Source organism: Allorhizobium ampelinum S4, from assembly GCF_000016285.1.
GTDB lineage: Bacteria > Pseudomonadota > Alphaproteobacteria > Rhizobiales > Rhizobiaceae > Allorhizobium > Allorhizobium ampelinum.
Genome location: NC_011989.1, coordinates 1,791,258 through 1,812,450, shown reverse-complemented (window position 1 = coordinate 1,812,450; position 21,193 = coordinate 1,791,258). Strand labels below are relative to the sequence as shown.

At 58.3% G+C, this 21,193-nt stretch carries 21 protein-coding genes; 15 read left to right on the top strand and 6 right to left on the bottom strand.

The window, feature by feature from the left end; translation table 11 throughout:
- The first annotated feature begins 83 nt into the window (after positions 1-83).
- Entirely contained in the window at positions 84-1,034 is a 951-nt protein-coding gene (locus AVI_RS08610; RefSeq protein WP_015915998.1) for a patatin-like phospholipase family protein, read from the top strand.
- A 173-nt stretch (positions 1,035-1,207) separates the two neighbouring features.
- On the opposite strand, the gene AVI_RS08605 is transcribed toward AVI_RS08610, so the two are convergent.
- Positions 1,208-1,642: a CBS domain-containing protein gene (locus AVI_RS08605; RefSeq protein WP_015915997.1), complete on the bottom strand. Its 435-nt coding sequence runs from the start codon at positions 1,640-1,642 to the stop codon at positions 1,208-1,210.
- A 138-nt stretch (positions 1,643-1,780) separates the two neighbouring features.
- Positions 1,781-2,572: a rhomboid family intramembrane serine protease gene (locus AVI_RS08600; protein ID WP_015915996.1), complete on the bottom strand. Its 792-nt coding sequence runs from the start codon at positions 2,570-2,572 to the stop codon at positions 1,781-1,783.
- 287 nt (positions 2,573-2,859) lie between these two features.
- On the opposite strand from AVI_RS08600, the gene AVI_RS08595 reads away from it, so the two are divergent.
- The 8 genes from AVI_RS08595 (at position 2,860) to AVI_RS08560 (ending at position 11,191) form a co-directional block, all read left to right on the top strand.
- Entirely contained in the window at positions 2,860-4,785 is a 1,926-nt protein-coding gene (locus AVI_RS08595) for an acid phosphatase (protein WP_015915995.1), read from the top strand.
- 220 nt (positions 4,786-5,005) lie between these two features.
- Positions 5,006-5,617, top strand: coding sequence for a PilZ domain-containing protein (locus AVI_RS08590; RefSeq protein WP_015915994.1), 612 nt, complete (start codon positions 5,006-5,008; stop codon positions 5,615-5,617).
- A gap of 619 nt (positions 5,618-6,236) precedes the next feature.
- Entirely contained in the window at positions 6,237-6,851 is a 615-nt protein-coding gene (locus AVI_RS08585; RefSeq protein ID WP_041696566.1) for a transglutaminase-like cysteine peptidase, read from the top strand.
- A gap of 287 nt (positions 6,852-7,138) precedes the next feature.
- On the top strand, positions 7,139-7,894 hold the full coding sequence (locus AVI_RS08580; protein WP_015915992.1) for a hypothetical protein: 756 nt from the start codon (positions 7,139-7,141) through the stop codon (positions 7,892-7,894).
- Between the two features lie 279 nt (positions 7,895-8,173).
- Complete coding sequence (locus AVI_RS08575; protein WP_234617888.1) at positions 8,174-9,598, top strand: D-alanyl-D-alanine carboxypeptidase; 1,425 nt, start codon at positions 8,174-8,176, stop codon at positions 9,596-9,598.
- A 90-nt stretch (positions 9,599-9,688) separates the two neighbouring features.
- Positions 9,689-9,976 carry a hypothetical protein gene (locus AVI_RS08570; RefSeq protein WP_015915990.1) on the top strand — a complete coding sequence of 96 codons (288 nt, stop codon included), beginning with the start codon at positions 9,689-9,691 and terminating at the stop codon, positions 9,974-9,976.
- 182 nt (positions 9,977-10,158) lie between these two features.
- Positions 10,159-10,527 (top strand): hypothetical protein, encoded by a 369-nt coding sequence (locus AVI_RS08565; RefSeq protein WP_015915989.1) that lies wholly within the window; start codon positions 10,159-10,161, stop codon positions 10,525-10,527.
- Positions 10,528-10,645: 118 nt separating this feature from the next.
- Entirely contained in the window at positions 10,646-11,191 is a 546-nt protein-coding gene (locus AVI_RS08560) for a gamma carbonic anhydrase family protein (RefSeq protein WP_015915988.1), read from the top strand.
- 93 nt (positions 11,192-11,284) lie between these two features.
- On the opposite strand, the gene AVI_RS08555 is transcribed toward AVI_RS08560, so the two are convergent.
- The 3 genes from AVI_RS08555 to AVI_RS08545 are packed head-to-tail and all read right to left on the bottom strand — an operon-like array spanning position 11,285 to position 13,452.
- Positions 11,285-11,683 carry a Fur family transcriptional regulator gene (locus AVI_RS08555; protein WP_041696564.1) on the bottom strand — a complete coding sequence of 133 codons (399 nt, stop codon included), beginning with the start codon at positions 11,681-11,683 and terminating at the stop codon, positions 11,285-11,287.
- Positions 11,684-11,690: 7 nt separating this feature from the next.
- On the bottom strand, positions 11,691-12,503 hold the full coding sequence (znuB, locus tag AVI_RS08550; RefSeq protein WP_015915986.1) for a zinc ABC transporter permease subunit ZnuB: 813 nt from the start codon (positions 12,501-12,503) through the stop codon (positions 11,691-11,693).
- Positions 12,493-13,452, bottom strand: coding sequence for an ATP-binding cassette domain-containing protein (locus tag AVI_RS08545; protein ID WP_139192393.1), 960 nt, complete (start codon positions 13,450-13,452; stop codon positions 12,493-12,495). The genes znuB and AVI_RS08545 overlap by 11 nt, the downstream gene beginning before the upstream one ends.
- 176 nt (positions 13,453-13,628) lie before the next feature.
- Between AVI_RS08545 and znuA the strand changes: the two genes are divergently transcribed.
- On the top strand, positions 13,629-14,555 hold the full coding sequence (gene znuA / locus AVI_RS08540; protein WP_015915984.1) for a zinc ABC transporter substrate-binding protein ZnuA: 927 nt from the start codon (positions 13,629-13,631) through the stop codon (positions 14,553-14,555).
- Between the two features lie 84 nt (positions 14,556-14,639).
- On the top strand, positions 14,640-15,854 hold the full coding sequence (zigA, locus tag AVI_RS08535; protein WP_015915983.1) for a zinc metallochaperone GTPase ZigA: 1,215 nt from the start codon (positions 14,640-14,642) through the stop codon (positions 15,852-15,854).
- 12 nt (positions 15,855-15,866) lie between these two features.
- Here zigA and AVI_RS08530 read toward each other — a convergent pair whose 3' ends face one another.
- Entirely contained in the window at positions 15,867-17,015 is a 1,149-nt protein-coding gene (locus AVI_RS08530; RefSeq protein ID WP_015915982.1) for an ROK family transcriptional regulator, read from the bottom strand.
- Between the two features lie 138 nt (positions 17,016-17,153).
- On the opposite strand from AVI_RS08530, the gene AVI_RS08525 reads away from it, so the two are divergent.
- Genes AVI_RS08525 through AVI_RS08510 form a run of 4 tightly spaced genes read left to right on the top strand, consistent with a single transcriptional unit; the run spans position 17,154 to position 21,174 of the window.
- The gene (locus AVI_RS08525; protein ID WP_015915981.1) at positions 17,154-18,383 is read left to right on the top strand and encodes an extracellular solute-binding protein; all 1,230 of its coding nucleotides are present in this window, start codon (positions 17,154-17,156) and stop codon (positions 18,381-18,383) included.
- Between the two features lie 33 nt (positions 18,384-18,416).
- Positions 18,417-19,457 (top strand): ABC transporter ATP-binding protein, encoded by a 1,041-nt coding sequence (locus AVI_RS08520; protein WP_015915980.1) that lies wholly within the window; start codon positions 18,417-18,419, stop codon positions 19,455-19,457.
- Positions 19,457-20,311, top strand: a complete 855-nt coding sequence (locus AVI_RS08515) for an ABC transporter permease (RefSeq protein WP_015915979.1) — start codon at positions 19,457-19,459, stop codon at positions 20,309-20,311. Before AVI_RS08520 ends, AVI_RS08515 begins: the two co-directional genes overlap by 1 nt.
- Positions 20,311-21,174 carry an ABC transporter permease gene (locus tag AVI_RS08510; protein ID WP_041696560.1) on the top strand — a complete coding sequence of 288 codons (864 nt, stop codon included), beginning with the start codon at positions 20,311-20,313 and terminating at the stop codon, positions 21,172-21,174. Before AVI_RS08515 ends, AVI_RS08510 begins: the two co-directional genes overlap by 1 nt.
- Positions 21,175-21,193 lie beyond the last annotated feature (19 nt).

Here is a 21,193-nt window from a genome sequence, read left to right as displayed (position 1 = left end):
CCACTGTATGGTTTCTGACCTGAGCCAACGGCGGCTTTATGCAATGCAGTTGGGGACTGTTCGGTCGAAAGGGTGTTCTGGAAATGTTGAACTGGAATTTAAGAGGTCAAGGGGCCGGTCGGTCCGCAAAGCCAGGAAACCCATCGGGCGCAAGCACTGTCGCCGAATTGCCGCCGCCGGTCGTCAAGCCTAAGATTGCACTTGCCCTTGGCGGCGGTGCGGCCCGTGGCTGGTCGCATATTGGGGTGTTGCGCGCGCTGGATGAGGCTGGCATCGAAGTCGGCATGGTAGCGGGAACCTCTATCGGTGCCCTGGTTGGCGGCTGCTATCTGGCGGGAAAGCTGGATGAACTGGAGCAATTTGCGAGATCCCTGACCGTCCGGCGCATCGCGGCCCTTCTCGACCTGACCATTGGCGGCGGCGGCTTATTGGGCGGCATGCGCCTGACGAAACGCATGCAGGAACATCTGGAAGGCCTGACCATCGAAGATCTGCCGCAGCCCTTCGTGGCGGTTGCCTCCGAACTGACGAGCGGCCACGAAGTCTGGATTGATGGCGGCAATCTGGTCACTGCGCTTCGCGCGTCCTACGCCTTGCCCGGTATTTTCGAGCCGGTGCGCTGCAACAACCGGACGCTGGTCGATGGTGCATTGGTCAATCCTGTCCCGGTGTCGGTCTGCCGCTCTTACGAGCAGCCGCTGGTGGTGGCGGTTAACCTCCACTACGATCTTTATGGTCGCTCCGCCGTGGTCAAGCACAAGGTCGGCCCAATTGGCCCGGATACCGGCGCGGTAAAACAGCCGAATCGGCTTGGGCTGACAGGCGTGATGGTGCAATCCTTCAACATCATTCAGGATCGGATTTCCCGCGCCCGGTTGGCAGGCGATCCGCCCGATCTGGCGCTGCATCCGCGTGTCAACGATATTGGGCTATCGGAATTTCACCGCGCTGGTGAATGCATTGCGCGCGGCTATGAAGAAACCATCGCCCGCATCGCTGAAATCCGCCGAATGCAGGAAGCTGTGATGCGATAAAGCATCAGACTGAAACATGGAAACCGGTTTTCGGTCCAAGGCTGCAGCGGGGACATTTTATTCGCTCGCATAGAAAAGCCTGCCCGGACAAACCAGGCAGACCCACTATTCACGCAGAGAACTGGCTATTTATCGCGGAATGTCCGCGCCCAAAACCAGGCACGACATCGGCCTTATCCTGCGATATAGGCCTTGATGTGCTCGGCCTCCAGCTCCACCTCACGGATGCGTTGCTTGACCACGTCACCGATCGAGACGATGCCAATCAACTTGCCGCCATCTTCCACCGGTACGTGACGGAAGCGTTTGCTGCTCATCATTTCCATCAACTGGTTGACGGTGGTCTCTTCACTACAGCGAAACACATTAGCGGTCATGGCTTTGGATACCGGCATGGACAGGGCCTCGACCCCGCCTTTACCGATGGCCGATGCGAGATCGCGCTCCGTGAAAATCCCGACGATCCGGCTTTCCATGCCGACAACCACCACCGCACCGATCTTATTGTGATGCAAGACCTTGGCGGCCTCGGCCAGACTGACCGTCGGACCGACTGTAATGACATCACGACCTTTTTCGCTGAGAATATTCCTTACTGTCACAGACATATGCGCCTCCTCCTGGCAAATCTCCGGGCATTCAGGATTGGGCGCCTTTCCTCCTCCCGGATCGACGCCCCCTGATCAGGAATGCTGCCTGCATTTGCTAGAGAACGCAACCAATTGGATGCATCGACACAGCTTTTTTTAATCGACCGCCGTTTTTTGCCCGATTGGGCGGCGGTCAAACAGCGCAAACCCCAGAAAACCTAGGGTGAAGCCACCCAAATGCGCGTCCCAGGCGATGGCCGCGCCAGGATCGCCGACCAAGGGAATCCCGAAAGCGATAATCAGATTTCCGGCTAGGAACATGATAATGAAGACAAGGACCGTGCGCTCGGACAGGCTGGCAAGCACGCTCAATCGGGGTGGAAAGGCATCCTGTTCGCGCAGACGCAGGCCGGAGCGTCCGGGGCCGAAGGCAAACCGGCAGGCAGCCCCCATCAGGCCGGAGATGACGCCGGAAGCGCCGATCAAAAGACTTGCATCTCCCCAGTTCAGGCAGACATGCGCAACAGCGCCAGCGGCTGACGTCGCCAGCCAGAATAACCAGAACCGCACGGCCCCAATACGGCGCCAGACCGGCGTGCCGAAGGCGGCGAGCCATAGGCCATTGAAGCCGAGATGCTCGATACTGCCATGCAGCAGTGAATAGGTGAAGGGTGTCCACAGCCAGGCGAGATCCTGGTTGGAAAAATCATAGACATAGCGAACCGGCGAAAAGCCGAATTCCACCATGATCCAATTGGAGATCTCATCAGACAAAATCCAGCCGGTCAAGGCATAGATCATCACCAGCAGCATCAGCGCGAGAAGAATGCCGCCCGGCATGTTGAACACCGGTTCGCGTCCACTGGTCGCCGGATCGAGTCCCTCGTCCAGCGGGTCGTCCCCATCTTCAGGCTCGCGGTCCCATTGCCCCTTCGGCCTGTCGTCCATGCATCTCTATTCCTTGTGACCCGTGAGCATCAGCATATAGCGAGAGATCGGCAAAAGGAAATGCAGGAGATCACCGCTGTCAGAAAACTGTTGCACACAGACCTTAAGCAATCGCCAGCAAGACGGCTTCAGTCCACTACGCCCAAGATTGACACGGGAAATTTACAGCTATTAATCTACCAACCTGACGAATAACATCCGCCGCTGCGAAAGCCCGGAAAACGCAGCAGATCAGCGGCAAGCTCTCGTTATCGCAGGGTTCCCAAAGCCCAAGAGAAAGGCCATCCATGAAAAAACTCTCTTCAATCGCCGCTTTCGCGGCTGTCCTTTCACTTGCAACAGCGCTGACGCCAGCCTTCGCAGATGGCCTCACCCTGCCCCCAGTTCCAGCCGGTGTCGGCCATGCCGATAGCGCGCCGCCACCGGCAGGCGTCATGGCCTATGTGGATACCGGCGCCACCAACCAGCGCGGCGATGCCTGCCATGCGACACCACAGACCAATGCCGGCGTGCGTGTTCTGTCCGGCTTCCTGGAGCTTTGGACCCCTCGTACGCCCTTTGTCGACGCCGATCAGGAAGCACCGGCCAAGGATGGCTGCCCGGCGATTGCCAAATCGGACTGGAGCGGCATTCCCGGCAGCCCGACCGATGGGGTCAAGAAGCTCCCGAAATTGCATGAGCAGAATCTCGCCTATTCCATCAAGGTCACCGGCGAACATACGCCGGAACGCGATCTGGCCGCCTATCTGGATGACCGGCGGGGCAAGAATGTCAGCATTACCGATGGTCTTGGTCCCCTGGCCGATGCCTGGCGCCAGGGCGTGCGTCAGACCACGACGATCACCGGCATGCCCGCTGACGCGACCACCGTCAAATATGACGACAAGGGCAATAATCGCGGCGTCGGCTCCAAGGACAATACAGATCTCGGCAAGGCCGTCGATCTGATCGAGGCGGGCAGTGCCGATGGTTCAACTGAGCCTGCCAAGCGCTATTACAAATATGCCCGTCCTTACCGCGCCAGCGACAAGGTGCGGATCGTACCGCAACTGGAACTGGCCAAGAGCGACAAACCGGCCTCCGACGGCGGCTTCCCCTCCGGCCATACCGCCGAAGCCTGGCGCGATGCGCTGGTGATGGCCTATCTGGTGCCGCAGCGCTATCAGGAAATGCTGACCCGCGCCGCCATGCTCGGCGAAAACCGCATTCGCGCTGGCATGCACCAGACCTTCGACGTGCTGGGCGGGCGGGTGTTGGCCACCGCCATCGTCGCCTATAATCTCAACCGGCCGGACTATACGCCGCTGCGCAGCGAAGCCTATCAGCAGAGCCAGACATGGCTGATGAAGCAAACCGGTGCAAAAGATGGCCAGGCGCTGCTGGCGGCGGCCCATGCTCTTCCGAAATCGACGGATGCCTATGCCGATTACGCCTGGAACAAGCAATTTTTCGAACCACGCCTGACCTATGGCTACAAGCAGATCGGCGATCCATCCTTGGCGCCCAGCGTGCCCAAGGGTGCCGAAGTGCTGCTGGAAACCCGCCTGCCCTATCTTAGTGCCGATCAGCGCCGGGTCGTCTTGAAAACCACGGAAATTGCCTCTGGCTATCCAATCATCAATGATCCGGAAGGCTGGGGTCGTCTCGACCTGTTCCGCGCCGCCGATGGTTATGGTGCGTTCGACGGTGATGTTACCCTTATTATGGATGGTACCAAAGGCGGCTTTAACGCCGACGACACCTGGAAAAACCCGATTTCCGGCAAAGGCAAGCTGACCAAGCAGGGCAGCGGCACACTGACGCTGTCAGCCAACAACAGCTGGAGCGGCGGCACGGTGATCGAGGACGGTCGCCTTGTTGCGCAATCACCGACTGCCTTTGGCAAGGGCGATGTGTATCTTGCTGGTGGCACGATGGACATTGCCTCCGCGCCTCTGACCGTGACCGGCACCCTGACGCTGCGCAAGGATGCGACCCTGGAAATTACCTCCACCAAAGCCACGAAAGCGCCAAGCCTTGCTGTCAGCAAGACGCTGTTCATCGACGGTGGAAAACTGGTGGTCAAGCCTAACGGTCAATGGAAAGCCGGACAGACCATCAAGTTGATCACTGCCACCAGGATTGCTGGAAAATTCGGCGCTATCGAAGTTGATGGCCATAAGGTCAAGGCGGTTTACGGTAAGAAAACCATCTCCCTGCGCATCGAAGGATAAGCCCAATAGCCGGTAGCCTGTCAGGTTCGGATAGAACCAGGCAGGCTACCGTTTCCTTTGTTTTCGCTTGTCTTTTCGAGAAGACCGTTTCATTTCTCTCAGGTCCTATCTTTAGCTTTAGCCCCTGAAGATCTGTGGACAGATCGGTGAAGAGCAAAACACTCTGTTAACGCATAGCGCCTAATATTTCAGGCGACTCAAAGCGTTGAAGAATCGTTGCATGTATTCCTATAACCAGGCTCCCAATAGCGGTTCAGCACGTCCCCCGGTTCAGCGGGCGTTTCAGCGCGTCTCCGTGAGTCTTGAGGGTCGGCTGATGGTGCCGAGCGAGGATGAATATGTCTGCCTGACGGTGGATATGTCACCGGGCGACGTCCGAGTGATCTGCGCTGCCCGCCCCGTGCCAGGTGAAAGGATCATTGCCTATATCGACCACATCGGCCGCATCGAAGGCACCGTGATCAAGACCACCGATGATGGCTTTGTCATCAGCATTGTTGCAACGGAGCGCAAACGCGAAAAGCTTGCTGCTCAATTGACCTGGATTGCCAACAAGCACGAACTGGGCCTGCCGGAAGACCGCCGTCATGACCGACTGACACCAAAGCAGCCGCGCACCGAACTGGTCTTTGATGACGGACGTAAATATAGCTGCCGGATCATGGACCTGTCCCTTTCCGGTGCGGCGATCGATATCGATATTCGCCCACCTCTTGGCACTGCGGTGCGCCTGGGCAGCATGCGCGGCCGCGTCGTGCGCCACTTCCTTGAAGGCGTTGCCATCGAGTTCACCACCCTGCAATCCCGCGAGGCCCTGACAGAGTTTCTGTAGGACCCGTCAGGTTCATATTAAGCCGCACCGCCGCTTGATAGTGGCTGTCTTTTCGCGACATCGGGTTTCACTTCACCCTGGCAGTTTCGAGCATGCTCAGAGGATTCCGTGGTCGGCTTTCTGTTGCCTTCCAAATCTCCTGCGTCATCTCGCTCATCCAGCCAAGGCGAAAAGCGCTGTATATTTTCCAGCCTTATGCCTGATCCCAATCCTGTTCATCCATCATTCACCAAAACCCATGCATTTTTGGAGTAATTCGAGTATTCCCTGCGGTTTTTTGGCGATAAATCCCTTTTTGGGTCCACTCGACATCAACCTCAACTTAAACTCGCGGGACAATGATGCGCCCTTTCGGGACAACACGCCACACTTTTCCTGGCGTGCCTTTCTGTATTTTTTCAATATTTTTCAGATAGATAACAATCCTGTTTACGATGCAGGCATCGTCATTCGCCCCCGCCCGCCTTGTCAATTCCCATAGAAAACAGGAGTAAATTGCCTAAAATTTTATTTTAATTTTATACTTATTTTCTTCGATTTTGTACTTATTCCTACCTTCCAATTTTGCCAGACGGCAAAGTATCACTGTCATTGTACTCCCATAACGGGGAGACACCCAATGACGAACAAGAAGACGACAACAGGTTTCACCATCATCGCCGCTATCGTGGCATTCGCCAGCGCACAAGCGGCTTTTGCCGGCCAGCCTTCGATGAAAATCAATGGCAGAGCCAGTCAGCCGATAGGCCATTACGAGTTCTGCCAGCGTTATGCCAGCGAATGCCGCCCCTCCGGCAGCGACAGAGGTCCGCAACAGCTGACGCCCGCGCTCTGGCAAGACATTCTTGCCGTGAACTACACCGTCAACACCACGATCAAGCCGGAAACCGATATGGATCTTTACGGTGTCGAGGAATGGTGGGAATACCCAACCGTTGCCGGCGACTGCGAAGATTACGCCCTGCTCAAGCGCCGTCAGTTGATTGCGAAAGGCGTAGACGAATCCAACCTGCTGATAACCGTGGTGCTGCAACCGAATGGCGACGGCCATGCCGTGCTGACCGTCCGCACCGATCGCGGTGATTTCATCCTCGACAACATGCGCAACAAGGTACTGCTCTGGTCGGATACGGAATATACGTTCCTGAAACGCCAGTCCTCCGACAATCCGGGTCAATGGATGAAGATCCAGGATGGGCGCGCGCCAACGGTTGCCGCCCTTCCGAAAAACTGACCGCCAAGGCGAGGACGCGACCGCATCCACGACGTCTGGCAGATATTGGCCCCGGTCGTCCCCGCATCTCCGTCCGACCAAGGCCAAGAGCCGGTTCCGCTGCCACGGAGCCGGCTCACTTTTTTGGAAATTTGCGGACGGGCGCAAGGGCACCATTAACGTGCCATTAACCATGCCCTGACCATGCTTCTACGCGCGACTCGGGTCCCGTCTTTCAGGTTGTTGGCCAGTGCCTCACCCATGATGACGTGGAACGGTTGCGCAGCCAAGAGAAGGCCAGTCAAAGCATGGACCACGCCGTCAAGTTACCCACAACCAACATTGAGAAGCCCCTGATTTCCACCAGGGCGCTGACGGTTTGCTTTGTGGGTCTCGCCCTTCTCCTGGTCTTTTCCCTGGCGCTGTTTCTCGGCAGTGACTGGATTGGCCGGGCGCTGACAAGTGATCGGCGCAGCGAGAGCACGACACCGCGGGCGATCACCATTGGCCTTGATCATTTGCGCATTGAAGACAACGCCATAAGGTTCCAACGCCAGCGCCAGGATGGCGCCCTGGCCCGGGTGGATCTGGCCCTGACATGGCCGGAAATGCGTGGCTACAGTCAGGCTGACCGGCTACGTTTCGACGATATCAGCCAATCGAACGATTTGATTTTCCTCCAGATCTCCCAGAGCACCATGTCACGCGACATGTCAGGCCGGATCGAGCCGATCTACAAACAATTGTTCGAAGGAACGCCGCAGCCAGGCCCCTTTGGCCTGACCGGCCACCGCTTTCGCGCGGGCAGCGGCTATGACGGCGAAATTCTCTATACGGCACCACGGCCGGGTCGCCCGGACTTCGCCATCCGCTGCCTTTCCCCCGATCAAGCCGGGCTGCAACAGGACGGCCCCGCCGTCGACACCTGCCAGCGCGACCTGAACGCCGGTCACGATCTCAGTGTGCTTTACCGGTTCTCGCGCCAGAAATTGGCCGACTGGCGGCAAATTGATACCGCCGTCGAAGCATTCGTCGCTTCCCGACTGACCGTGTCGAGTGAGTAGATCCGAACCTTGTCCAGACTTGGCGCAGATTTTTATGGGCATCGGCAAAATTTTAGAAAAATGCAGCAGGGACCGGCAACCTGTTGTTCATCATAAACCACTTGGTAACGCTGTGGTGTTAGCGTCAGGAAATATGTCGCTGGGGGGCGGCCAAAGCAAGAATTCATACGCATAGCACCAGACCGGGCATGTTGCCCCGACCCTATGCGTGATCAGGGCTGGAATTCAGGAAAGAGTGCAGTGGTGAATATGCGAGTTGCTAGCCTCCTTGGTCGAAACATGATTGTTCGGCCTGTCATGCGTGTCTCTCTCACCGTGGCTCTGGTCTGCGCCACGTTGGTGGCTCCGGCTCCCGAGGCTGCTGCCGCATCGCGCTATGCCGACATCGTTGTGGATGTGAATAATGGCAAGGTTTTGCGCGCCACCGATGCCGACAGCCTGCGTTATCCCGCATCGCTCACTAAGATGATGACCCTGTATCTGGTTTTCGAAGCGCTGGAGAAAGGCCGGATCCGGTTGAATTCTTCTGTTCCCGTGTCGGCCCATGCTGCCTCCGAGCCACCATCCAAGCTTGGCCTCAGGCCCGGCGGCAGCTTTACCGTTGAGCAAGGCATTCAGGCCCTCGTCACCCGCTCCGCCAATGACGCGGCCACTGCGTTCGGCGAATATCTCGGCGGCTCCGAGGCCCGGTTTGCCCAGATGATGACATCCAAGGCACGCGCACTTGGCATGTCGCGGACCACCTATCGCAATGCGAATGGCCTGCCAAACTCCGGCCAGATGACCACGGCCCGCGATCAGGCGCGGCTGGGCATGGCGCTAAGACAGCATTTTCCGCAATATTACGCTTACTTTTCCACCCGCAGCTTCACCTATGGTCGCCAGGTAATCGGCAATCACAATCGCCTCATCGGCTCGGTGCGCGGCGTCGACGGGATCAAGACCGGCTTTACCAATGCCTCCGGCTTCAACCTTGTGACCTCGCTGCAGATCGATGGTAAATCAGTGGTTGGCGTGGTGCTGGGCGGTGCCTCAGGTGCCGCGCGCGACAACCAGATGCGGAAGCTGATGGCAACCTATGTACCGGAAGCCTCCCGTCGTGGTGGCGCAAGTCCGCTTATTGCCCGCCAAAGCACCGTGCCGGAGCCGATGGCGCCTGTTGCCCGCGAAACCGCCGTTGCACCCCAATTGCCTCAATCCGGTGTGCCCGTACCCGGCGGACGCTATGACACAGGTAGCCTAAGCGAAACAGCTTATGCCGGTGGAGGAGGCGCCAATGATGCGGTTGCCGCCCTTGCGAAGCAAGCGGAGGCAAGCCAGGCCCTGGAAACAGAATCGGCTCCCATGCCGCAGACCCGCAAAAGTGCGTCGCGCCACTCCAAGTCATCTGGCCCCAAACCGCCAGCCGATGTCGACAACACAGTCACGTTCTCCACCAAGGCCCCAACTGCGGCACCTTCGGGCTGGACCGTCCAGATCGGTGTTTCGGATAGCCAGGAAGCGGCGATGGACCTGCTGAAAAGCGCCCGTGCCAAGAGCGGTATTTCCCTCAAGGGTGCGCGGCCTTTCGCCATGGCCTATGGCGAAGGAGCATCTCAGGTCTATCGCGCCCGGTTTGTCGGCTTCGATGATCAGAAGTCTGCGGTCAATGCCTGCAATCGCTTGAAAAAGGCAGGCGTCAGCTGCTGGGCCGCAATGCAGTAATCACTCTGTCTTACCGAGGCTTCAGCATATGTATCTATGCAGGTCTCGGTCAGTTCACCTCGAAATGTAATGCGTACGAGGATGTAATCCATGGCAAGCAATGAAAACCACCGGAATGCGGGCCAGACCGAAGACCACCATAGCGCAGACGAGCAGGCGCTTCGCTTCAATCCCCGCGCCAGCCTCAATCCACTGCATGAGGCGGCGATGCGGCTGGCAGACGGCATCAACAAGCCACGCGCAAGAACGAAGGAATTGATGAGCCTATTGCTCTGCCACGGTGCCCGCGCCTGGCGCTATTCTCAGCCGGAAGCGAATATTCACCTTCATGTGGCTCCCCATTCACGACGGCTGCCGTTGAAGCTGCGGCTGCGGTAAAACCATAAGCCTTGAGTCAACGAGTTTGAGCAGACCGCATGTCCGCTGTCTCAGCGAACATGACGAAGAATTAATCCAATCTCACTCGCTGGTGAATTGGATTTGAACGGATTAAGCGCGAGGATCTCCTTCACCGGCTAACGAGTTTTTCTCGCCGGTTTTGTTCCTGGAGGAGTGAACCCATGTCCCGCATTGCCAACTCTCGCACTGCCATGTCTCGCATTGCCAAAATTTCTCTTGCCGCCGTTCTCGCAACCGCCGCCATGACTGGAATCAGCCATGCAGCCATGTCTGCCGCTGACAGGGCGCTGGCAACAGATCACAATCCCCGCTTCATGATCAGCACGCCGGATGAGATCGAAAAGCATGACACATTTCAGGACTTTCTCGGATCTTTGACGCCAACCAGCCCTGAGGCTCGCGAAGTCCAGGCCGCCATTCGCGAAAACCCGGTTCTGCGCAGGCAATTGCTGTCACAAAATGTTGAGCTCAAAAATGTGATTTACGCTGACGAAGCATCCGATGGCAGCTTCGTGCTGTATGTCCGCTGACATATCCACAGTGGTAGGGGCCGGACATGCACGCCCGGTCCCAACGGGTTCAAAGCCCTTGCTTTTCTGAGGCTTATCCCGAAAGATCGGTGGCAGATCGATAAAAGGACCTGCCACCATGCCACTTTACACCCTCGGGGATTTGAAACCGCACCTGCCTTCCGCCGACCGTTACTGGGTTGCGCCCAATGCGCAGGTCATCGGCAATGTGATCATCGGCGAGGATGTCGGCATCTGGTTCGGTGCGGTGCTGCGGGGCGATAATGAGCCGATCACCATTGGCGCAGGCTCCAATGTGCAGGAAAACGTCACCATTCACACCGATATGGGCTTTCCGACGACCATCGGGCGAGGCTGCACAATCGGCCATAATGCCATCATTCACGGCTGCATTCTGGGCAATAACACGCTGGTGGGCATGGGGGCGACGGTGCTGAACGGTGCCAGGATCGGCAATAACTGCCTTATCGGTGCCAATGCGCTGATTACCGAGGGTAAGGAATTTCCCGACAACTCCCTGATTGTTGGCTCACCGGCCCGCGCCATACGCACTCTCGATGAAAAGGCCGTGGAAGGCCTGAAACGTTCCGCGCAAAACTACATCGCCAACTGGCAGCGTTTTGCTAGAGACTGTCAGGTTCATATTGAACCAGACGGTCTCTAGATTCATTTGTTTTCGTTTGTCATATCGGGAAAACCGGTTTCCACTTTTACCTGACAAACTCTAGTGAACTGAAACCGCTCTGAAGGCGTGATTTCAGACGAGGCACTCTGCGCAGACGCCGCGAATTTCGATTGTGGTTTTCTCCGCCTTGAAGCCCTGGCCCTTCGACCAGTCTCCCAGCCGATGGTCGATGGAGTGATCGTGAAACTCCTTGACCTGCCCGCATTTGCTACAGATTGCGAAGGCCACGGTTCCGTGGTCGCAGCAATCATGCTGGAGATGGGAGCAGACGACAAAGGCGTTGAGGCTTTCCAGCCGGTGCACAAGGCCGAATTCCAGCAGCTTTTCCAGGGCGCGGTACACCTGTAGCGGGGCGCGAAAGCCGCTATCGCGCAGCTTGTCGAGGATCGTATAGGCCGAAAGCGGGCCATCTGCCTTTTCGAGCGCCTGAAACACCAGGCTTTGATTGCGGGTCAATTGCGGTGTGGACATCAGACGATCATCCTTTCTTCACGGCAGCCGTTGAAAAACGGCGTATCGGCAGCAAGCTGAGAATAAACAGGACAAGGGCGGCTACCACGATGGACGGGCCGGAAGGCGTGTCATAAGTCAGTGAACCAAACAGGCCGCCAACTACGGCAACCGCGCCGATAACAGACGCCAGCACCGCCATGATTTCCGGCGTCATGGAAAACCGCCGGGCGGTGGCGGCCGGAATGATCAGCAGCGCGGTGATCAGCAGAATGCCGACGACTTTCATGGCAATGGCAATCACCACGGCCATCAGCAGCATGAAGATCAGCCTGGCCCGCGCCGGTCTCAAGCCTTCCGCCTCGGCGACGTCTTCATTGACGGTGGCCGCCAGCAAGGGCCGCCACAACAGGCAAAGGCACAGGATGACACCGAGCCCGCCAATCCAGACGGTGGCGATATCCTGCGGCGTCACGGCCAGAATATCCCCGAACAGATAGGCCATCAGATCGACCCGCACCCAGGTCATGAAGGCAACCAAAACAAGGCCAATCGCCAGCGTCGCGTGGCTGAGAATACCCAGCAGCGCATCGGCGGAAAGCCCGCGCCGGTTCTGCAACAGCAACAACAGCAGTGAGACAATTGCCGCGACCAGAAACACACTGAGCGTCAGATTGACGGAAAACAGCAGTGACAGAGCCACGCCCAACAACGAGGAATGTGCCATCGTGTCACCGAAATAGGCCATGCGCCGCCAGATGACGAAGCAGCCGAGCGGCCCAACCGTGAGTGCCAGCCCGACGCCGGCCAGCAATGCCCGAACGAAGAAATCATCCATCATGACGATCACCCCTCCCCGACGTCACCGACGGCCCTTCGCCGTGGTGGTGATGATCATGATGGTTCTCTTCAAGCTCAAGCGTGTCATCGTGATGGCGATGATGGTGCTCCTCACCCAAGCCATGATGATGGCCCTCCTCACCCCGGCCATGATGATGGCCGTCATCAGGATGGCAGTGATCTGTCACCGACCCATCGAGGTGCTGGACCCGGCCATCCGGCAGATGCGTGTGGTCATGGCGGTGATTATAGACCGCAAGCGTGCGCGCCGCAGCAGCCCCGAAAAGCCGCTGATATTCCGGGCTTTGGCTGACGACATCCGGTGTGCCACGGCAGCAGACATGTCCATTCAGGCAGACGACAATATCGGTCTCTGCCATCACCATATGCAGATCGTGGGAAATCAACAGCACGCCGCAACCCGTCTTGCGCCTGATATCGGCGATCAATTCGTAAAGGGCGATTTCACCGGCAAAATCGACGCCCTGCACCGGCTCATCCAGCACCAGCAGGTCCGGCTTGCGGGCAAGAGCCCGCGCCAGCAGCGCCCGCTGAAACTCGCCACCGGACAGATGCTGGACTTCGGCGCGCAGCAGATGGGCAATCCCGACAGAATCCAAAGCAGCCTCGATCTCAGCCTTGGACAGCTTGACAGTCAGGGTCATCAGCCGGTCAACCGTGAGCGGCATGGTCCAGTCGATGCTCAGTTTTTGCGGCACATAACCAACCGTAAACGGCCGCTCGCGCACCACCTCACCCTCATCGGGCTTCAGCACGCCAAGCGCCATTTTCGCTGTTGTCGATTTGCCCGATCCGTTTGGGCCGATCAGGGTGACAAGTTCGCCTTTGCGGATCGAAAGCTCGACACCGCGCACCAGCCAGCGCCCGCCGCGCCTGATGCCAGCATTGCGCAATGTCACCAATGGCTTTTCACCCAGCACCTTCAACACGGATACCGAAACTCCACAGATTGAGTGTTGCAACCGGCTATGACACACGTTATAGCGTTACGCAATCAATGTAATAACATTACATACCCCATACAAGGAACCGCCCTTGCTTTGGCTTATATAAATTGGAGACCGCCTTGCCTGTGAAGACAATGCCCCTGCTCAGCCTTATCCCCATGCTTCTGCTTGCCCCTGGCATGGCTGCCGCCGCACCTGATGTGGTTGCCTCGATCAAGCCGGTCAATTCCATCGTCGCCGCGATCATGAAGGGTGCTGGCACGCCGCATCTTCTGGTGGAAGGTGCCGGTTCCCCGCATGATTATAGCCTGAAGCCCTCCAAGGCCAAAGCGCTGCAACAGGCTGACCTGATATTCTGGGTTGGGCCGGGGTTAGAAACCTTTCTCGACAAGCCGTTGGATGCGCTGGCAGGCAAGGCCAAAGTGGTGGCGCTGGCAGAGGCCAAGGGCGTGGAACTGTTGCCCCTGCGCGAGGGTGGGCCATTCGAAGCCCATGACGATGGCGATGCGCACGAAGCCGGGCATGACCACGATAAAGGCCACGGGCATAGCCATGACGACGAGCATGGCGCCCATGACATGCATATCTGGCTCGATCCTGATAATGCCAAGGCCATGGCCGCAACCATAGCCGACGCCTTGAGCACTGCGGACAAGGCCAATGCCCCGCTTTATGCGGAAAATCTTGCCCGCTTCCAGGCACAGGTGGATACCATGGATAAGCAGATTGCCGCCATGCTGGCCCCGGTCAAGGACAAGCCGTTCATCGTCTTTCATGACGCCTATCAATATTTCGAGCATCGCTATCATGTGACGGTTGCCGGTTCCGTCACCGTCAGCCCGGAAAAAGCCCCGGGTGCCGAACGGGTGTCGGCGTTACACACCAAGATCAAATCCCTGGACGCCGCCTGCATTTTCGCCGAGCCGCAATTTGCGCCGAAACTGATCAAAGTGGTGTCTGAGGGCAGCAATGCCCGCACCGGCACGCTCGATCCGCTTGGCACGGGGCTGGCCGATGGCCCTGACCTCTATCGCGCCCTGATGACGGATCTGGCAACCGCCATGGCCACCTGCCTGAAGGGCTGACAGACGCAACAACCAAAAAGGCGAGCGCCCTGCTCGCCTTTTTCAGAACCATCAATGTAATGTTATTACATTAAGGAGTTGAAGATGGATAACAAGCTTCCCGTGACTGTGCTGTCCGGCTTTCTCGGTGCCGGTAAAACCACGGTTCTCAATCATATTCTTGGCAACCGGGCCGGGCTGAAGGTCGCGGTGATCGTCAATGACATGAGCGAGGTGAATATCGATGCCGCCCTGGTGCGTGATGGCGGTGCCAATCTCTCGCGAACCGACGAGCAATTGGTGGAAATGAGCAATGGCTGCATCTGCTGCACCCTGCGCGAAGACCTGCTTACGGAAGTGCGGCAACTGGCGGCTTCAGGCCGGTTCGATTATCTGCTGATCGAAGCGACCGGCATTGCCGAACCGCTGCCGATTGCCAGCACGTTTGAGTTTCGTGACGAAGACGGCAACAGCCTCTCCGACATCGCGCGGCTGGATACGATGGTCACGGTGGTCGATGCAGCCAACTTATTGCGTGATTACAGCTCCAGCGACTTCCTCTCCGACCGGGGCGAAACGGCGGGCGAAGACGATAACCGCACGCTCGTTGACCTTCTGGTCGAACAGATCGAGTTTGCCGACGTGGTCGTCCTCAACAAGGCCGAAACCGCAGGCCCTGCCCGGCTGGATGCGGCCCGCAAGATCATCGTCGGCCTCAACCCGGATGCGCGGATCATTGAGGCCGATTTCGGCCAGATTGAACCGAAGGATGTGCTGGGAACCGGGCGGTTCGACCTTGGCCGGGCGGAAACCCATCCACTGTGGTTCAAGGAATTGCACGGTTTCAAGGACCATGTGCCTGAAACCGAAGAATATGGCATTCGCAGCTTTGTCTATCGCGCCCGCCGTCCACTCGATCCTCAGAGGTTTCAGGACTTTATCGACAGCGACTGGCCGGGCGTGATCCGCGCCAAGGGCTTTTTCTGGCTGGCCACCCGGCCCCATCATGTCGGAGAACTGAGCCAGGCCGGACCGCTGGTGCGCACCGGGCGCATGGGCCTATGGTGGGCCTCCGTACCCAAACAGCAATGGCCGCAGGACAAGGGCTTTCTCAAGGCCATGCAACCCTATCTCGACCCGGTCTGGGGTGATCGACGCCAGGAACTCGTATTTATCGGCGCAGATCCCATGGATGAAGCCGAAATCCGCGCCCGCCTGGACGCCTGTCTGGTGCCCGCTGACCGATTCACGCCCGGTGCTTGGCGCGATATGCGCGACCCGTTCCCCAACTGGGCAGCGCCGCAATTTGCCGAGGCTTGAACCTGCATTGGTTTAAATAAAATACCGCATCTTGAGCGGCAGGAGCGCTGCACCAATGACTGCGGCATCACCCTTCACTTCACTAAGCACCAGTCGGGCCTCCTTTGGCCCGACACCATAACGATGAACCCGCTGCGAGGGCATCGGGCATCTTTCGATCATCATCGCGCCCAGCGCTGGCGGCAATTGGCCGCCGAAAACGATGGCCTGCGGATCGATCACGGCGATCAATACCGCCACCAGGCGTTCGACCTGTGGCATGGTTGCTTCCAGCCACGCTTCCACGCCTGGCCAACCTGGGTCGAATGTCCGGTAAAGGGTATCGACGGAATCAATCTCGATGCCGTGGTCTTGAAGGCTCCGAAGCAAATATTGCAGGGCTGGACGCCGAGGTGCCTCGGTCGGGTCGTAAATCCCCGACAATTCAGCGGCATTGCCATGGAATCCGTAAAACGGCTGACCATTGAGGATCAACCCGCCACCGAAGCCATAGTTGAACGACAGGTAGGCAAAGGTCTGGCACCATCGCCCAACGCCTTGCAAGCTTTCGCCGATAGCGCCTGTGGTCGCATTGTTCTCCTGCCAGACGGGAAGCTGAAACGTCTGTTCAAGGATCGGGCGAAGATCCATCAGCGACCAGTCCTGCAAGGGTTCCGGCGCATTGAATATCCGGTCATCGGCAACGGAAAAACCCGACATGGCAAAACCCAGCCCCAGCAGCCGGTCGCGCGGCAGATTATGGGCCTCAAGCATCTCATCCAGGGTCCGTGATAAGGAAACAAGGGTGGCTTCCCGGCTGAGCGGCAGGAGCTCGAGTTTCTTCTGGGCAATCACGCCGCAGCTGAAATCCGCGAGGCAGATAATCGCCGAATCGGTGTTGATCGATATGCCCAGCGACGCCACGGATTCCACCGCAAGCTCGATGGTCGGGCTCGGCTGGCCGCGTGCGCCCTTCAGCGGCGCGCCGGTACGCAGCAAACCGCGCTCGATCAGCCCCTCAATCAACCGATGCACCGATTGTTGCGTCAGGTTGGTGTGGGTGGTGATCACTGAGCGGGCAATGGGTCCGTGGCGGCGGACGATGTCCAGAATCAGGCGTTCGTTCTCGCTGGCAAGCGGGTTTCTGTCAAAGCGAGAGGGCTGTTTGGCTTGGGTCGTCATGGTTGAACATCTATCCGGCGTCTCGCGGTCAGGCAATCGCAACTCGACTGCGGAACCAAATTTCGTGGCCTGTCACAAATATTACACTCAAAGTGTATTATTAGACCTGCAATTGATCCAGCTCTGATGGAGACCCCAATGCAGATGAAATTCCTGGCCATCGCGGCCCTGACGCTCGCCGCTTCTGTCGCTCCGTGTTTGAGCGCCGAAACCAATATGAAAAATCTTGATTTCGATCTCTCCAAGGTCACAAGGGAGAATTTCTACGACATCGTCGTTCCCGCCGCCAAAGCCGAGGGAACGGTGACTATGTATAATTACGCCGGTAGCTTCGCTGACACCTGGAAAAACCTGACCGACAGTTTCACCGCCAAGTACGGCATCAAGGTCGTCTATAGCGACGTCAACGGCGATCAGGCCAACCAGCAGCTGATCGCGGTCCAGGCCTCGGGCCAGGATTCTCCCGTAGATGCTTATTTCGCTGGCGGCGGCAGCTATCCGCTACTCTCGGCCAAAGGTGTCATCGGTAAGATTCCACTGACGAAAATTCTTCCGAACATGGCAACCTATGATCCGGTCCTGGCGCAGACATTGTTCGGACGCCAGCATGGCGGCACTTTTCCGCTCGTGCATCTCAACCAGACGGCAATCGGCTATGACAGCGCCTTCGTCAAACCGAATGAGGTTCCCAAGAGTTTTGACGAACTGTTGGCCTGGGCAGAAAGCCATCCCAAGCGCCTGGGCGTCACTTTGCCAGCCAAGGGCGGATCGGGTGGAGGTTTCATCTATTCCGTGGCGCTCAATTATCTGACTGGCGATTGCCGCACAGCCCTGACCGACTACAGCAAAACGCTTCAACAAGCCGAAGACTGGGCAATGACCTCCGAATGCCTGACGCCTGTCTGGGACTATTACCGCCGCCTGCTGAAGGCTGCGGAACTGACCAATGGCAATGCCGATACGCTGAACCTGATCAACAACCAGCAGCTCTATATGGGGACGGTCTGGGAAGATCAGGTGATGAGCTTTCTCGGCAACAAGCAATTGCCCGAAACCTTCCGCCTGACGCTGCTGGAAAAGGGACAGGTCGGCTCCGGTGACGCTATGTTCGTCCCGGCCAATGCCAAGCATGTCGCCGCCGCCCTGCTGCTGATCGATATGGCCATGAGCAAGGAGTTTCAGACCTTCAAGCTGGAAACCAAGGCTTCCCGCTCCCCGCGCACCGATATCACCAACGATCTGATCCCGACTGCCCTCCAGGATCACGTTCTGCCGAAAAGTGTCTATCCCCGCCTGTCGGTGTCAGCTTTCTGGGACATGTCAACCGCCCTTGCCGAAGCGCTCGATGAGAAAGTCCTGAACCAGTAATCCCAATCGATTCCGACGAAGAGGGACAGAGAGATGAGTGAGCTAGACATCAACGACATCACCAAGGACTTCGGATCAGCCCGTGTCCTCCATCCGGTTTCGCTTACCGTCGAAAAGGGTGAATTCGTCACCATTCTCGGTCCCTCCGGCTGCGGAAAATCGACGCTGCTGCGCATCCTGATGGGCATCAGCGAGGCATCCGGCGGCGAAATCCGGCTGGCGGGCAAGCGGATTGACGAACTCGCGCCCGAAGCCCGCGATATCGCCATGGTGTTCCAGTCCTATGCGCTGTTTCCGCATATGTCGGTCGCCAAAAACCTTGGCTTTGGCCTGAAGATGAAGAATGTGCAGAAAGACGAGAGGGCGCGGCGCATCGCCCATGTGCTGGAGATCTGCAATCTCGGCGCGTTGGTTGACCGTATGCCCCGGCAATTGTCCGGCGGCCAGCAGCAACGCGTGGCGCTGGCCCGCGCCATTGTCATGCAGCCAAGTCTTTTGCTGTTTGACGAACCGCTGTCTAATCTCGATGCCAAACTGCGTGACAGCCTGCGCCACGAGCTGGTCGAACTGCATCGCCGCATCGGCGCAACAAGCCTTTACGTCACCCATGACCAGGCCGAGGCCATGGCGATGTCAGACCGGATCGTGGTTATGAACGGCGGTCAGGTTGTCGAAATCGGCACGCCGCTGGAGCTGTACCGGTCGCCAAAAGCGGCCTTTACAGCCAGCTTCCTCGGCCAGACCAATCTTCTCTCCGTCAAGGCGTCCGGCATGGATGCGCTGCTCCCCTGGGGTCAGAACGTGGTGCTGGACCGTCCCGCTGCCGGACCTATGCAGATTTCGGTCCGACCTGAAAATATCGGTATCGAACGCGACGAAAACGGATCGGCAACCGTCACCTCCGTCTCCTTCATGGGTGCCAATATCCTCTACACCGCCGATATCGGCGCGGTCAGGATCAAGATCAGCCAGTCAGGCGGGGCGATACCGATAGAGATGGGTAGCCGGGTCTCGCTGTCTTTCCACGATGCCGTGCATGTCCTCGAAGACCAGCCGTCGATGGAGGCCGCCTGATGCCATCGCTGCTTCGCCGCCGCTCGATCCAGCTCCTGCTCTTGCTCCTGCCGGGGGTCGGCTATCTGCTGTTCTTCTTCGGCCTGCCGCTGCTGTCGGCGCTGGTCGGCAGCTTCCGGCTTGAAGATGGCAGCTTTACGCTGAGCTGGTATCAGCGGATCTTCACCCGGCCCTCCATGCTGCGCGGCCTATCCACCTCAATCTATTACGGTGTCATGCCGGTTCTGGTGTCGCTGGCGCTCTCCGTGCCGCTGGCGCTTCTGCTGCGCAAAAGTTTTATCGGGCGCAAGCTGTTCAGCGGGCTTTACAAGCTGCCGATGGCCGTTCCGAGCATTATCGTCGGTCTGATGATCATCGTCGTCTTCGAGCGCGGTGGCTTTTTCGACCGCCTGCTGGCCCCACTCGGCTTTACCCTGCCGAAACTGGTCCGCGACGACCTGGGTGCTGGCGTCATCATCGCCAATTCCTGGAAGCAGATCCCGTTCATGACGCTGATCATCACCAGCGCCTTTGCCGCCATTCCCGAGGATATCCGCTTTGCCGCCCGCACGCTTGGCGCATCCCGGCTTCGGACATTTTTGGCTGTGGACGTGCCGCTTGCCATGCCGGGCATTACCGCCGCCATTCTCCTGACCTTCATCGGCTCGATGGGCTCCTATGCCATACCCGATATTGTCGGCCCACCAACGGCGCGCCCACTCTCTGTCCTGATGGTGCAGGAGTTCAAACAGGGACGGTTCGAGCAGGTCTATGCGATGGGCATGGTGCTCAGCCTGTTCGCTGTCATCGTTCTCCTGACCTATTATGCCCTGACCAGCCGGATCGGTGCTGGCAATGCGCGAGGGAATGCGTGATGGCCGTTCTTGAACTCGCCCCGCCTGCCACAGCACGACGCCGCATGTTCCGACCCGAAGACCGCATTCTCGTTACTATTGGCCTGTTCGGTTCGCTGGCCCTTGCCATCGCCCTGCCGCTCGCCCTGATGTTTATCTGGAGCATTGCCGATGGCTGGCAGCCGCCGCATGTGCTGCCGCAAGTCTATACGGCCAGCCGCTGGGCCAGCGTGCTGAGTGATCAAGGCCTGCTCCAAGCGATGGCAACCAGCCTCGGCATCGCCTTCACGGTCACGTTCGCAACGGCACTTATCGCCTTGCCGACCGCCTGGGCGATGGCCCGCTTTCCCTTCCGGCTGAAACGGCTGGTGGAGATCTTCATTCTCGCGCCAGTCATCATTCCCGGTCTGGTGGTCGCGGTCGGCATTGGCCAGGTGTTTCTGGCGCTGGGCCTTGCCTATTCGGTGGCTGGCGTCATCATTGTCCAGATCGTCGGCACCCTGCCGCTGATGATCCGGCTGATGACCGCAACGCTTGAGACCATTCCCGACGAATTGATCCATGCGGCCCGCTCGCTGGGTGCAGGAACAGTTGGCATTGTCGCGCATATCATCCTGCCGCTGGCCGTGCCCGGGCTGCTGGCGGGCGGGTTGATGTCGTTCATTGGCAGTTTCGAGGAATTCGACAAATCCTTCATTGTCGGCGCGCCTGTGGTCCAGACCCTGCCGATCAAGCTTTACATGTATCTCGACCCCTATTCGATGCAGCTGCCGCTGGCCGCCATCGTCTCCTTCATCCTGCTTTTGCCAGCCCTCATCGTCTTCATCATCGCCGGTCGCATCCTGCGCGACGACCTGATGGCGGCAGGCATGGGCAAGATCTAATTTCTCAAAAACTGTAACA